Genomic DNA, 13,973 nt, shown 5'->3' on the forward strand with positions numbered 1-13,973 from the left:
TTTGTAAGGAACAAAATCAATGTCGCAGCTTCTCAAGAAGTTCCTCAAAATAAGCAGGAAGTGGAGATTCAAATTCAAGATATTCATTCGTTCTAGGGTGAACAAAGCCCAATAGCCCTGCATGAAGAGCTTGTCCACCAAGTTCTAATATTTTCTTTGGACCATACTTTGGATCACCCGCTAATGGGTAACCAATATATTTCATATGAACTCGTATTTGATGGGTACGCCCCGTTTCTAGCTGACACTCAACAAATGTAAAATCTTTAAATCGTTCTAATACATTAAAATGAGTCACTGCATCTTTACTGTTCTCATCTGTAACAGTCATACTTTGGCGATCCTTTTTATCCCGTCCAATGGGTGCATCAATTGTACCTTGGTCATGCGGTATGACGCCATGGACTAGTGCTTTATATTTACGAGTTACTGACTTTTCGACCAGTTGATTCACTAAGGATTCATGCGCAACATCATTTTTTGCAACCATCAATAAGCCTGAAGTATCCTTATCGATTCGATGAACAATCCCCGGGCGTAGAACACCGTTGATTCCTGATAAATCGTTGCAATGAGCCATAAGACCGTTTACCAACGTTCCACTAACATGGCCTGGAGCAGGATGTACGACCATTCCTTTTGGTTTATTGACAACGAGAACATCTGCATCTTCATAATAAACATCTAAGTTCATCTCTTCTGGTACCACATCCAACGCTTGAGGTTCAGGAATATCAATTTGAATATGGTCCCCTATATTAACTTTATAATTGGTTTTAACATTATTCCCGTTGACTTTTATATTCCCATCCTTTATCCAAGACTGGACTTGTGTCCTCGACCAGTCAGAGTTAAAGGCTGAAACGACTTTATCAATTCGGTCATTTTGCTGTTGATCCTCAATCGTTAGTTCGAATTGATTCATTTGTTTTCTCCTTTTCTAATTTCCCTTCAAAAATAGTTAAAATTAAAATCAAGCCAACACCAATTACAAGTGCTGAATCGGCAATATTAAAAATAGGGAAGTTATATGTAAAAATGTATGTATCTATAAAATCGACAACTTCTTTACGAAAGATACGGTCAATAAAATTACCAATTGCACCTCCGAGCATAAATGAAAGCGCAATGCCAAACAGGCGCTGGTTTGGTTTGAGGCTCCGTATGTAGATAACGAGCATAACAACCACGATAATGGTCACAATATAGAAAAACCACATTTGCCCCTGTAGTATCCCCCATGCTGCGCCACGGTTTCGATGCGACGTTATATACAAAAAGTTAGGAATGATTTGAATCGAATCTCCAAGCTCCATAAAACGGACAATTATCCATTTTGTAACCTGATCTAATAAAATGATAAATAAAGCAATTAAATAATAATACACGAATACGCCCCCATCCATACAAACTATACTTTTGAATTTTAGCATATGAATGGACGGCTGTACAATCTATTTAAGGGATTAAAGCAGAGCAAAAGCAAAGGTTTCACTTTTGCTCCACTAAAGAAAGATGGTTTTTACGCTGAAGGGGTATGACATTACTTCTGTCATATAGATCAGTGAAGGAAAATTCGAAAATGGTTCGAGCTGTTGGAAGTATCCGTAGTTTCTCAATCGGAATCTCAGCACCAGTCTCTTCACAAATTCCAAATGTGCCGGAATTAATTTTATTTATAGCTCTTTCGACGTCGCTTAAATCTTCTTTTATATGATTCATTACAATTTTTTCTTTCTCAGATTGTTCATTCTGAAAAAGTAGTTCTTGACTTACCTCATATTGTGCTGACTTCATTAACCTGGATATTAGTTCTTTCTTTGTTAATTCCAACTCCGCTTTAATCTCTGCATACTGATCGTTCATTGGAACGCCTCCTTATCATGCTTTTGATTAATGCTTAAGATCATCTTTATAAGGTAGTAGAAATAGTATTATCCATAATGGTTTTCGTTAAAGCCAACAAGTTTTTCCTGTAGGATAAAAATGACGCATCGAATTTCTGTGTTGGCTTGCTTCTCCGTTCCTCACGTATTAACTGCATACGTTCCGGTACTCAAAGCTTCGCCGCCTTGAAATTTCGACGCACAGGACGTGCTAGTGTCGACAATGCCACAGGAAGTGGCGTTTTTGTCGACGCGGTCCTTTTCATCCTCCTATCTTCAAATCTTTTTCATTGTTTCTAATTACATACTACGCATTTCTCATTTATTTTTGACGGCAGACGAGCAAATTGTTGGGTTACAGTTCTATTAATGAAATATTTCAAGATACCAATTTTTTGCAAAAAAATGCCATGAACCTATGGATTCATGGCGTTTTTCCTATTTTAGTTTTGGTAATTTTCTTTTACAACAGATGCACAACGTGTGCAAAGTGATGGGTGATCTGAGTCTTCACCAACTGTTGGTGTTACGACCCAACAACGATCACAGGTTTCACCTTCTGCTACACCTACAACGATTTTTACTTGATCGAAAACTTGTGCATTTTCTGGAGCTTCTTCATACCCAATTTCAAATCCTGATACAATAAATAACTGCTTTAAGTTCTCCTCCACTGAATTGAGAAGAGCTTTTGTTTCGTTGTTTGGATATAAAGTGATGCTAGCAGCTAATGATTTTCCAATAACTTTCTCATTTCTCGCTGTTTCTAAAGCTTTTAGAACGTCATCACGAAGTTCCATGAATGAATCCCATTTCGCTTCCAATGCATCTGCATTTGGAATCTCAACTGAATTTGGCATATCAACTAATTGAACACTTTCCTCTTTAACAGAATCGATATGCTTCCATACTTCATCTGCTGTATGTGGAAGAATCGGTGTGACAAGCTTAGTTAAGCTTAATAAAGCTTCATATAAGACAGTTTGAATTGAACGGCGATCATGTTGATCCGCTGCCTCGATATATAAAATATCCTTTGCGAAGTCTAGGTAGAATGAGCTTAACTCGATTGTACAGAAATTATGAACGGAATGATAAACACCTGCAAACTCATAATTTTCATAAGATGTTTTTACCTTATCAATTAATTTGTTTAATTTAACAAGGATATAACGATCTACCTCACGCAATTCATTCACAGGAATTGCATCTGTTTCCGGATTGAAGTCACTTAAATTACCAAGTAAGAAACGGAATGTATTTCTAATTTTTCGGTAAACCTCTGCTACTTGTTTTAGTATTGCGTCGGATACACGCACATCTGCCTGATAGTCAACTGAAGCTACCCAAAGACGTAGGATATCTGCTCCTAGTTGCTTCATTACCTTTTCCGGAACAACAACGTTTCCTAATGACTTACTCATTTTACGGCCATCACCATCAAGGGCAAAACCATGGCTTAGTACACCTTTATATGGTGCTTTACCTGTTACAGCTACAGCCGTTGATAGAGATGAGTTAAACCAACCACGATATTGGTCAGAACCTTCTAAGTAAAGATCTGCCGGACGTTGTAGATCATCTCTTTCTAATAAGACTGCCTGATGGGATGAACCAGAGTCAAACCATACGTCCATAATGTCATCTTCCTTCGTGAAGATACCATTTGGACTTGATTCATGTGTAAATCCGTCTGGCAATAAGTCTTTAGGTTCACGTTCAAACCAAACATTTGACCCATATTCTCTAAATAGGTTAGAGACATGATTAATGGTTTCATCTGTGATAATGGGTTCCCCATTTTCACCATAGAATACTGGGATTGGGACTCCCCATGCACGCTGACGAGAAATACACCAATCTCCTCTATCTCGAACCATGTTATAAAGTCTTGTTTCACCCCATGCCGGAACCCATTTCGTTTCTTTAACAGCGTCCATTAGTTCGTTTCTAAAATCTTTAATAGAAGCAAACCACTGAGCTGTAGCTCTAAAGATAGTTGGTTTTTTCGTACGCCAGTCATGTGGATAAGAGTGAGTAATGAAGGCAAGCTTTAGAAGCGCTCCAACCTCATTTAATTTTTCAGTGATTGGTTTGTTAGCCTCATCATAGAATAAACCTTCAAACCCTTCCGCCTCTGCTGTCATATAGCCTTTTTCATCTACAGGGCAAAGTACGCCGATGCCATATTTTTGTCCAACGATGAAGTCATCTTCCCCGTGACCAGGTGCTGTATGTACACATCCAGTACCTGCATCAGTTGTAACGTGTTCACCAAGCATTACAAGGGAATCGCGACCATAGATTGGGTGGCTGGCTACAACATTTTCTAATTCACGACCTTTAAATGTTTTCACAACAGATACATTTTCCCATTCGATTTCTTTAGTTACTGCTTCTAATAATGCAGAAGCAACCACGTATTTGTTGTTGTCAACATTAACAACAGAGTACTCTAGATCAGGATGTACACTAATTCCAAGGTTTGCTGGAATTGTCCATGGTGTTGTTGTCCAGATGATGATTTTTTCGTCACCTTCTAAGACACCTTTACCATCCTTCACTGGGAACGCTACATAGATAGAAGGTGAACGTTTATCTTGGTATTCAATTTCTGCTTCTGCTAGTGCTGATTCAGATGAAGGAGACCAATAAACAGGCTTAAGTCCTTTGTAGATATAACCTTTTTTAGCCATTTCACCAAATACTTTGATTTGCTGAGCTTCGTATTCTGGTTTTAATGTGATATACGGGTTTTCCCAATCACCACGAACCCCTAGACGTTTAAATTGTTCGCGTTGGTTATTGATTTGCTCGTAAGCATATTCCTCACAAAGTTTACGGAATTCCGCAACGCTCATTGCTTTCCGATTAACCTTCTTATTTTTTGTAAGAGCTGTTTCAATTGGAAGTCCGTGAGTATCCCATCCTGGAACATATGGGGCACAATACCCGTTCATTGATTTGAAACGAACAATCATATCCTTAATGATTTTGTTTAATGCATGCCCCATATGAATGTCACCATTCGCATATGGAGGCCCATCATGAAGAACGAATAATGGACGACCTTTCGTACGTTCCTGAACCTTTTGGTAAATATTCATTTCTTCCCATTGTTCTTGAATCTGTGGTTCGCGATTTGGAAGGTTTCCACGCATTGGGAAATCTGTTTTTGGCATTAATAACGTGTCTTTATACTCCATTACCATTTCCTCCTAATAATAGTTCCTAATTATTTGCAGCTTGTTACAGTATGGATGATTTGTGATACCTTTAATCAGAATAGAAAAAGGCCTTCTCATCCCAAAAAGGGACGAGAAGGCCTCTCGCGGTACCACCCTTATAGACGAATTTCCATTCGTCCACTCGACATTCGTAACGTGAATGATACGCGAAATGCTTACTTAGAAATGTTCAAAAGACAATCTCTTTTGAATCAATTTATGTGTTCAGCACCGAACTCCAGGGTGATTTTCATTCTTATCACTTATATCGGGCTTCCACCATCTCCGACTCGCTAAATAAGTTTGACAAGAACTACTGTCCCTTTCAAAGCTGCTTGTATATTAAAGTAATTAGTTGTTTTAAAATTATATGCGTATTAAACAAAAGAGTCAAGTGTCAATACTAGTTTTCTTCTGATTCTGCAAAAACAGGCTCTACATTATATTCCATGAGATGATCCCAATCATCATTATTAAGCATATCTAACTGAGCTTCCACTAACATTTTAAATCTGTTTCTGAATACTTTTGACTGTTTCTTCAAATCTTCAATTTCGATTGATATCTTTCTAGATTTAGATAACGATTCATTAATAATACGATCTGCATTTTTCTCTGCTTCCTTGATGATAAGCTTTGCTTCCTTTGAAGCATTACGTTTCACTTCTTCAGCTGTTTCTTGCGCAATCAAGATCGATTTATTTAATGTTTCTTCGATATTTGTAAAATGACCTAGTTTTTCGTTTAGCTCTGAAAGTTTTGACTCAAGTTCTTTTTTCTCACGAATAACCATTTCATAATCTTTAATAACTTGATCAAGAAACTCATTAACCTCGTCCTCATCATAGCCGCGAAAACCTTTGTTAAATTCCTTATTATGAATATCTAATGGCGTTAAAGGCACGAATGCCACCTCCAAAAATTAATAAATGCGTTGTTTTTCAAACATTCTTTAAACAAATGATACTTTACAATTCGACAAAAAAGAAGAAATTCCTGCATTATTTACAATTATTTTTGTCTTCCTACAATGATTCTCCATTTTTCTCTCTTTGTTTTCCCTTCAATTGAATGAAGTCTACTTCTTCCGTATCCACGAACAGAAAGAACATCTCCTTCCTTACATTCAAAGGAAGATTGTTCGACTTTTTTCCAATTTACTTTTACAAGTCCATTTTCAATTAAGACTTGCACTTTTTGCCTAGACAAATTTAAAATCGATGCCAATATAACATCTAATCGTAAGGAGGAAACAGTGACTGTTTGCTCAGTCCATTCTTCATGAACGAATACAAGTTCTGAAGCAACAATCTCTGATAATGAGATTGTTGCCTTACCAACGGATGTTAAATTCATTCGTACGTAATCAGCAACTTCCTCGGCAACAACAATTTGAATACGCTCGTCCTGTGTTAGGATATCACCAAATTTGGAACGTTTTAGACCGAGAGACATTAATGAACCAAGAACCTTTCGGTGGTCAACAGAAACAAATTTAACAGGGTATTTCACCTCAAAATAGGATAGATTAAAATCTGTTTCAGTTGGTTCAAAATAAGATGGATACAATAATGCACGTTTTCGTTCAAGTCCTTCTTTTCCACCAGAAAAATGAACAAGGACATCTCCACTGGTTCCTACCACTTGCTTCACAATTTCTTGTTCACGTGGATCAAGAAAGTCGGTTAACCTAGGACTATACTGATTCAGGACAGTCTGTTGCCATTCCAACACCTGATCAATGAACGCATGCTCTTCTTTTCGAAAATGTTGATATAAATTCATATGTATAATACCTCGTTTATAATGAAGAAAAGGGACCTTGAATCAAGGCCCTTTTTAGAACATGCTTTGCAAAGCATGAATTCCTCTACCAGCGAAATTTAGCACTAGGATTGCAACAATTGGGGAAATATCTATCATCCCTAGTGGTGGAATAAATCTGCGGAATGGCTCTAGATATGGTTCACAAATTCTTGTTAAAAATTGACCAATTCCAGATTCACGTGCATTTGGAAACCAAGACATTAAAATATAAATGATCAGCGCATACGAATAAAGTACCAGCGCTTGACTTAAGATACCGAAAATAATACCCATTTTCATTACCACCCCTTTTCAGCGAATTCTTCGTTAGAAACAATCTCTGAGATATTTCCAGACACATCGATATTGTCAGGAGTACATAAGAAAATATTTGCACCAATGCGTTGAATATCCCCACCAATGGCATAAACAGTTCCACTTAGGAAATCAACGATTCTCTTTGCTTGATCATGTTGCACGCGTTGGAGATTAACAACAACCGCTCGTCTGTTTTTCAAATGATCGGCAATTTCTTGTGCCTCTGCATATACTCGAGGTTCAAATAAAATAACCTTAGAAGACTTTTGAACACTTTGCAAGCTTACTACATTTTGCTTTGCAGCTGGTTTTGCAGCCTTTGTAGGTTCTACTTCCTCTTCAAAATAATCTTCTTCATCATAATCATATTCATCTTCTAATGCAAAAAAGCTTTTAAATTTGGTTTTTATACTCATTTGTAACACCTCTCTCTTATCAAATGCTCCTTGGCTAATTTAATAAAGTTAAAATTCTTTACCAACCAATGAAGTACCTACTCGAATGAAGGTAGCTCCTTCTTCAATTGCAATTTCGAAATCGTTCGACATACCCATAGATAATTCAGTACATGGAGCATGTGGCAAACCAAGAGCTTGTACATCATCTCTTAGGTTTCGAAGTCTTTTGAAGCATGAACGAATAACATCTTGATCATCGGTAAATGGAGCCATTGTCATTAATCCGACTACCTCAACAGAAGGATATTTTTCAAGTTCCATTATAAACGACTCAAGATTTTCCGGTGACATTCCGTGTTTGGACTCTTCTCCAGATACATTGATTTGTACAAAACATTTTATTTTATCGCTCGCCCGCTTTTGAATTTCCTCTGCTAACGATATTCGATCGAGTGAATGAATATAGTCCACCTTATCAATAATGTTTTTTACTTTTCTTGTTTGAAGAGACCCAATAAAATGCCAAGTTGGTTCATTCCCAAGTTCTTCTCGCTTCTTTGTCAGACCTTCGTCACGATTTTCTCCAATATGTTGAATTCCTGCTGCAATTGCTTCCTTAGCTGTTTCAACACTTACATATTTCGTTACAGCAATAATTGAAACAGAATCTGCAGGCCGATTTGAACGCTTGCATGCTTGTTCAATGTTTTCTTGTATGTTTATTAGATTTTCTTTTACACTCATTTTAAAATTAATCCTCCTTAAAGCCAATAAAACTCATCATTCTTCCCGTTTTCCCGGCATCCCTTCGATGCGAAAAGAAATTCTGATTCTCACAGGACGTACAATACGAGGAAACTTGAATATTTTCAGGAGGAATTCCTGCCCTCACCATGAGCTGATAGTTCAGTTCCTTTAAATCTAACCGGTATTGGTTGTCACTCACTATTTCGTATGGTTTTGACTCTATTTTGTCCAAACTTTTCACGAAATCTATTACGTAATCATCCACAATGTAGCAGCATTTACCAATTGCTGGTCCGATAACTGCTTGGATATTATCTGGTTTAACACCTTCATTACCCCAAGCATGAATCATTTCACCTGCAATATCCTGAACAGTTCCCTTCCACCCTGCATGAGCAATTCCAATTATTTGTTTAGATGGTGCAATAAAGTAAAGTGGAACACAGTCTGCATAACAAAGGGTTAGCAGAATATTTTTCTCTGTTGTATATATCCCATCTGTATCCTTGATGCTATCATCGTATGTAAAAACACCTGCACCAAGATCTTTTTTAGTGACCTTAGCGATGTTATTTTTATGTGTTTGCTCTGAGCATACCCAGTTTTCAAGTGGAAAGCGGAGAATGTCTGCAAGCTGCTTTCGGTTTGAAATAACCGAGTTGTCCTCATCATTTACGTGTAAACCAAGATTAAAGGATTTAAAATCCCCTTCACTATCTCCGCCATTTTTAGTCGTAAAACCAGCAACCAATTTATCAGAAATATGGCTCCAAGTGGAAAGTTTTAAAACTTGTTCTGCCTTTTGAGTAAATGGTTCAAGCTTCATAACAACATCCTTTTATTCATAATTATCAGCACATCTTACCTAGATATGAAGACAATATTTTATTTTTAGAAAAATGAACCCTTCTTCTGCCTATTTTATCACATCTTAGCAAAAGAAAGGAGAATATGTTAGGAAAAATGTCAAAATTTAGCGCGATTACTCAGTCGTATTCTGAGTTCGCACTAAAATCACATCTTTACCGACTTTGATAATGTTTCTCCATGGAATCACAATCTCTTCCTCACGGCCAAATATGCCTAGTACCTTTCCATAGCCACCTATAATAATGGACTCTATCTTTCCAGTTGTTAAGTTAATGTCGATATCGCCAATATTCCCAAGTCTTTTTCCATCGACAACACTTACAACATCCTTCGCCTGAAAATCAGAAATTTTCACCATTTCCCTCCGCCTCCTTATAGTAAACTATATGACTGGCTTACTGCCTTTTATGAGACAAAATTAGACGAAGTGGGAAGGCTTTAATTTCACACGAGAAAAAAGCGATAAAAAAGACATTCGATTTCACCGAATGTCTGATATTTACCCTATTCATGCTATAACTTGTCCATTTAATGACTAGTCCATCATTAATTTTGGATGTTCTTATTCATTTGTTTAATTGCTGCTTTTTCAAGACGTGAAACTTGGGCTTGAGAGATTCCGATTTCTTCAGCAACTTCCATTTGTGTTTTTCCTTGAAAAAATCGTTTTCGAAGGATTAGTTTCTCACGATCATTTAGTCGTCTCATTCCTTCTTTTAAGGCAATCTCTTCAATCCAATTTGAATCACGATTTCGTTCATCACTTAACTGATCCATCACAAAAATTGGATCCCCACCATCATTATAAATCGGTTCGAATAATGATACAGGGTCTTGAATCGCATCAAGTGCAAAAACAATTTCTTCATGTGGCACTTCAAGAACCTTTGAGATTTCTTCTGCTGTAGGTTCCCTTGATGTTTCACTCATCAAACGCTCTCTTACTTGCAAAGCCTTATAGGCAATGTCCCGCAATGAGCGCGACACCCTGATAGGATTGTTGTCTCGTAAATAGCGCCGAATTTCGCCGATAATCATCGGGACTGCATAGGTGGAGAATTTCACGTTTTGACCAAGGTCAAAATTGTCGATTGATTTCATCAGACCGATACATCCGACCTGAAATAAATCATCCACAAATTCTCCTCTGTTGTTGAACCGTTGGATTACACTGAGAACAAGTCGTAAATTCCCATTTACGAGCTTATCGCGGGCTGACAAATCGCCACTTTGCATTTGTCGGAATAATTGCCGCATCTCTTCATTCTTTAGTACTGGAAGTTTTGAAGTATCAACACCACAAATTTCTACTTTATTTCGAGTCAATTCTTTCCCTCCTAACAGGAGTTGCTGTACAAAGTTAAGTATCTCCGTTAGAGGGAAAAATATGCATTTCGAATTCACAACTATTTCCATAGCTAGTGTATAAAAACAGCAAAATCAATAGCTTTAAAGGAAAATTATTTTTTATTTACACCATTTTGTTAAACTCTTTTCGAAGTCGTTTAATAATTCGCTTTTCCAGTCTTGAAATATAAGATTGCGATATCCCAAGCATGTCAGCAACATCTTTTTGCGTCTTTTCTTCTCCACCAATTAATCCAAATCTTAATTCCATGATTTGTTTCTCGCGATCATTTAACTGATGCAGAGCCTTCACTAATAACTTTCGGTCGACATTCGCTTCCAAATCCTTTGTAATGATGTCTTCGTCTGTTCCTAGAACATCCGATAATAATAGTTCATTACCGTCCCAATCAATATTTAATGGTTCATCAAAAGAAACCTCAGACCTTATTTTATTATTTCGACGCAAATACATTAAAATCTCATTTTCAATACATCTTGATGCATAGGTTGCAAGTTTGATTTTCTTTTCAGGATTAAACGTATTGACAGCCTTGATTAACCCAATTGTTCCAATACTAATTAAATCCTCGATATTAATTCCTGTGTTTTCAAACTTTCGTGCGATATATACAACAAGTCTTAGGTTTCTTTCAATAAGAATTGACCTTGCAGCCTGGTCGCCACTCGGTAACTTATTTAAGAGAACCTCTTCTTCGTCCTTTGATAAGGGTGGAGGTAAAGCTTCGCTCCCACCAATATAATAAATTTCATCTGTCTTCAAACCTAATTTTATTAAAAGTTTATACCACCAATATGTAAGTTTTAATTTTAATTTAGCCACAGATAAGTTCTCCCTTCTAATTTGTAAAAAGCGTGAGTATGATATTTATTAGAATAAATTTGTTAATTACCCCTTAAGAAGCTGTCTGAATAGAGCTTGATACAAGCATTTTTGGATGTACGATACAATCATACTCCCCATCAGTTGATAAAGTAGTATGGTTGAATGCAACCAATCCTTTTTTTACGATATTTTCTTCATTTCCATGATAGATTGTTATTCGGTCCGGTTTAACAGCTAATAAGAATTGATGTTCTTGGCCAACCCCATGATATGGAATAAGTCGTACACGACTTTCCCATTTATGAGATTCTGTTGAGGAATCATTTGTTAAGAGCTCTATATTTTTGGATTGTTCCATAAGGGCTTTAGGAAAGAGTTCTTCATATTTTGTGGTGTCTAAGATCATAACTGGGCTTTTTGTAATTGGGTCGAACAATTGATTTCCACTGTCGACCAAACCTTGTAAATGTAAGATGACATCATCTATCTCAAGCTTCACAGCAACAATCTGGTCATAGAAAACTTGCTTCGTTTCAATGTCATCCATTCTATTTTTTGAAAAATACCATAAGAGTGGAAAGCCGATTAATACAAATCCCCAACTAATTGGGTTTCCATAGCCAGTTGACTGAGTCATGATTGTTCCATCAAATACTTGAACATCGAATTCTAAAAAGTAATGAACCCCTATCATCCCACCTCCAATCATGAAAGTAGCAAAATAAAAGGTTAATAATCCTTGTAAAAAAAAACGAAATCGTTTATATCCGAAAGCAACTCCTACAATTACAATTGAAAAAAGAAGTTTTGTAACCGGATGAGATCCAATTTCTGCGAACGGAGAAACCACTAAGAGGACTAGTAAAGAGCCAATAAATGAACCTACTAAGATTCTCCATTTTACAATCTTTCGCTTTAGGATCATCGCAGTTAATAGTAATAATAAGGCGTCAAAGAAAAAGTTTAACAACCAGATTACATCTAAATAAATAGACACCCCATTTCTCCTTTCACCAAAAGTCACGTCACCTTAGATATATGTTTTTGCATTTGGTAAACTAGTTAGCTTAAAAAATAGTATATAGTACATCTTATATGGAAGTCTGTCACTTCATGCCGATAATAAAAGAGAAATTTTGGAAGATTAGTTCTTATTTTGTCAGTTAAGTTAGAATGAAGGGGAATTCAAAGAAATAGGTGAAAAAATAGAAAAAAGGCATTCGACAACTAAATTGTCAAATGCCTTTTTACGTACTTATGTGAGGCTTTATTTTTGGCTAGCTCTAGGAACCATCGGCTCGAGGTCATAAGCCGATAGGTGGGTGCCTTGCGCTTTTCTATTTATCCTCTTCTGTTACGGTTACGTAGGAATGTTGGTACATCAATTTCTTCTTCTACATGTACTGCACTACGTGTATTTACTTCCTGGACTGGCTCCTCACGTCTCATTTCTCTTCTTGGCGAAACCTGAACCTGTGGTTGCGGTTGTGCTTGTGGTTTTGCGCCAAATGAAGGTCGAGATGGACGTGTTGGGTTAACTTCTGCTTCTGTAAAACCAGTAGCAATAACAGTCACGACGATTTCTTCTTTTAGGTTTTCATTAATAACAGATCCGAAAATCATGTTAACTTCCTGATCTGAAGCTGATGCAACAATATCTGCTGCCTCTTGTACTTCATAAAGACTTAGGTTTGTCCCACCTGTAATATTCATAAGGACACCTTGTGCACCATCAATTGATGTTTCAAGCAATGGACTTGAAATAGCCTTCTTTGCAGCTTCTGCAGCGCGGTTTTCTCCTGTTGCAACACCAATTCCCATAAGAGCAGAACCTCTGTTAGACATAATTGTTTTTACGTCAGCAAAGTCAAGGTTGATTAACCCTGGTACAGCGATTAAGTCAGAAATACCCTGTACCCCTTGACGTAACACATTGTCTGCTTCACGGAACGCTTCGAGCATTGGCGTATTTTTATCAACAATTTCAAGAAGACGGTCGTTTGGAATGACGATCAGTGTGTCAACTGATTCTTTCATTGCACCAATACCACCGGCAGCTTGCGTTTGACGCTTTCTACCTTCAAAAGTGAATGGTCGAGTTACTACACCGACTGTAAGAGCTCCTAAATCTTTTGAAATTTGAGCAATAACAGGGGCAGCACCTGTACCTGTTCCACCACCCATACCTGCAGTAACAAATACCATATCTGCTCCCTTAAGAGCTTCTTCGATTTGTTCTCTACTTTCTTCCGCCGCTTTCTTTCCTACTTCAGGATTGGCTCCGGCACCTAAACCACGAGTTAATTTTCCACCGATTTGCATTTTTATTTCAGCTTTTGAAAGATTTAAGGCTTGGGCATCAGTATTAACTGCGATAAACTCGACTCCTTGAACACCATGTTCAATCATTCGGTTAACCGCGTTATTTCCACCGCCACCTACACCGATTACTTTTATAGTAGCTAATTGATCAACGTTTGTATCAAACTCTAACATTATAAGATCCTCCTAATTTGCAAATATACTT

General features: G+C 37.2%; 15 protein-coding genes and 1 other annotated feature. All 15 genes read right to left on the reverse strand.

Translation table 11 applies throughout. The annotated features are described in order from the left end of the window. Positions 1-16: 16 nt before the first annotated feature. A complete protein-coding gene (locus tag CKK03_RS13475) occupies positions 17-925 on the reverse strand; it encodes an RluA family pseudouridine synthase (protein ID WP_099363073.1) in 909 nt (302 codons plus the stop codon). Further along, positions 900-1,388: a signal peptidase II gene (gene lspA, locus CKK03_RS13480; protein ID WP_099363074.1), complete on the reverse strand. Its 489-nt coding sequence runs from the start codon at positions 1,386-1,388 to the stop codon at positions 900-902. The genes CKK03_RS13475 and lspA overlap by 26 nt, the downstream gene beginning before the upstream one ends. 103 nt (positions 1,389-1,491) lie before the next feature. Then, complete coding sequence (locus tag CKK03_RS13485) at positions 1,492-1,866, reverse strand: TraR/DksA C4-type zinc finger protein (protein ID WP_099363075.1); 375 nt, start codon at positions 1,864-1,866, stop codon at positions 1,492-1,494. Positions 1,867-2,329: 463 nt separating this feature from the next. Beyond that, a complete protein-coding gene (gene ileS, locus CKK03_RS13490; protein ID WP_099363076.1) occupies positions 2,330-5,092 on the reverse strand; it encodes an isoleucine--tRNA ligase in 2,763 nt (920 codons plus the stop codon). A gap of 103 nt (positions 5,093-5,195) precedes the next feature. Further along, positions 5,196-5,451: a binding site (T-box leader), on the reverse strand. A 65-nt stretch (positions 5,452-5,516) separates the two neighbouring features. Beyond that, entirely contained in the window at positions 5,517-6,017 is a 501-nt protein-coding gene (locus CKK03_RS13495) for a DivIVA domain-containing protein (protein WP_099352353.1), read from the reverse strand. Positions 6,018-6,124: 107 nt separating this feature from the next. After that, positions 6,125-6,898, reverse strand: a complete 774-nt coding sequence (locus tag CKK03_RS13500; RefSeq protein ID WP_099363077.1) for a YlmH family RNA-binding protein — start codon at positions 6,896-6,898, stop codon at positions 6,125-6,127. 54 nt (positions 6,899-6,952) lie between these two features. Next, on the reverse strand, positions 6,953-7,213 hold the full coding sequence (locus CKK03_RS13505; protein ID WP_099352351.1) for a YggT family protein: 261 nt from the start codon (positions 7,211-7,213) through the stop codon (positions 6,953-6,955). 5 nt (positions 7,214-7,218) lie between these two features. After that, positions 7,219-7,653 carry a cell division protein SepF gene (locus tag CKK03_RS13510; protein ID WP_099363078.1) on the reverse strand — a complete coding sequence of 145 codons (435 nt, stop codon included), beginning with the start codon at positions 7,651-7,653 and terminating at the stop codon, positions 7,219-7,221. 48 nt (positions 7,654-7,701) lie between these two features. Then, positions 7,702-8,379 (reverse strand): YggS family pyridoxal phosphate-dependent enzyme, encoded by a 678-nt coding sequence (locus CKK03_RS13515; RefSeq protein ID WP_099363079.1) that lies wholly within the window; start codon positions 8,377-8,379, stop codon positions 7,702-7,704. A 7-nt stretch (positions 8,380-8,386) separates the two neighbouring features. Beyond that, on the reverse strand, positions 8,387-9,208 hold the full coding sequence (gene pgeF, locus CKK03_RS13520) for a peptidoglycan editing factor PgeF (protein WP_099363080.1): 822 nt from the start codon (positions 9,206-9,208) through the stop codon (positions 8,387-8,389). Between the two features lie 156 nt (positions 9,209-9,364). After that, complete coding sequence (locus tag CKK03_RS13525) at positions 9,365-9,610, reverse strand: YlmC/YmxH family sporulation protein (protein WP_099363081.1); 246 nt, start codon at positions 9,608-9,610, stop codon at positions 9,365-9,367. Between the two features lie 188 nt (positions 9,611-9,798). After that, complete coding sequence (gene sigG / locus CKK03_RS13530; protein WP_099352347.1) at positions 9,799-10,668, reverse strand: RNA polymerase sporulation sigma factor SigG; 870 nt, start codon at positions 10,666-10,668, stop codon at positions 9,799-9,801. Positions 10,669-10,723: 55 nt separating this feature from the next. Next, the gene (gene sigE / locus CKK03_RS13535) at positions 10,724-11,443 is read right to left on the reverse strand and encodes an RNA polymerase sporulation sigma factor SigE (protein WP_099352346.1); all 720 of its coding nucleotides are present in this window, start codon (positions 11,441-11,443) and stop codon (positions 10,724-10,726) included. Positions 11,444-11,516: 73 nt separating this feature from the next. Further along, on the reverse strand, positions 11,517-12,443 hold the full coding sequence (spoIIGA, locus tag CKK03_RS13540; RefSeq protein ID WP_099363082.1) for a sigma-E processing peptidase SpoIIGA: 927 nt from the start codon (positions 12,441-12,443) through the stop codon (positions 11,517-11,519). A 344-nt stretch (positions 12,444-12,787) separates the two neighbouring features. Then, entirely contained in the window at positions 12,788-13,942 is a 1,155-nt protein-coding gene (gene ftsZ, locus CKK03_RS13545; protein WP_099363083.1) for a cell division protein FtsZ, read from the reverse strand. Positions 13,943-13,973: the final 31 nt, after the last annotated feature.

The organism is Fredinandcohnia onubensis (genome assembly GCF_002734215.1).
Lineage (GTDB): Bacteria > Bacillota > Bacilli > Bacillales > Bacillaceae_L > Ferdinandcohnia > Ferdinandcohnia onubensis.

Bases quoted from the DNA above. Each gene is read 5' to 3' on its own strand.
- ftsZ (WP_099363083.1), bottom strand. From the start codon at position 13,942: ATGTTAGAGTTTGATACAAACGTTGATCAATTAGCTACTATAAAAGTA.
- CKK03_RS13510 (WP_099363078.1), bottom strand. From the start codon at position 7,653: ATGAGTATAAAAACCAAATTTAAAAGCTTTTTTGCATTAGAAGATGAA.
- CKK03_RS13515 (WP_099363079.1), bottom strand. From the start codon at position 8,379: ATGAGTGTAAAAGAAAATCTAATAAACATACAAGAAAACATTGAACAA.
- CKK03_RS13525 (WP_099363081.1), bottom strand. From the start codon at position 9,610: ATGGTGAAAATTTCTGATTTTCAGGCGAAGGATGTTGTAAGTGTTGTC.
- CKK03_RS13475 (WP_099363073.1), bottom strand. From the start codon at position 925: ATGAATCAATTCGAACTAACGATTGAGGATCAACAGCAAAATGACCGA.
- CKK03_RS13485 (WP_099363075.1), bottom strand. From the start codon at position 1,866: ATGAACGATCAGTATGCAGAGATTAAAGCGGAGTTGGAATTAACAAAG.
- CKK03_RS13500 (WP_099363077.1), bottom strand. From the start codon at position 6,898: ATGAATTTATATCAACATTTTCGAAAAGAAGAGCATGCGTTCATTGAT.
- CKK03_RS13505 (WP_099352351.1), bottom strand. From the start codon at position 7,213: ATGGGTATTATTTTCGGTATCTTAAGTCAAGCGCTGGTACTTTATTCG.
- sigG (WP_099352347.1), bottom strand. From the start codon at position 10,668: ATGGAAATAGTTGTGAATTCGAAATGCATATTTTTCCCTCTAACGGAG.
- pgeF (WP_099363080.1), bottom strand. From the start codon at position 9,208: ATGAAGCTTGAACCATTTACTCAAAAGGCAGAACAAGTTTTAAAACTT.
- ileS (WP_099363076.1), bottom strand. From the start codon at position 5,092: ATGGAGTATAAAGACACGTTATTAATGCCAAAAACAGATTTCCCAATG.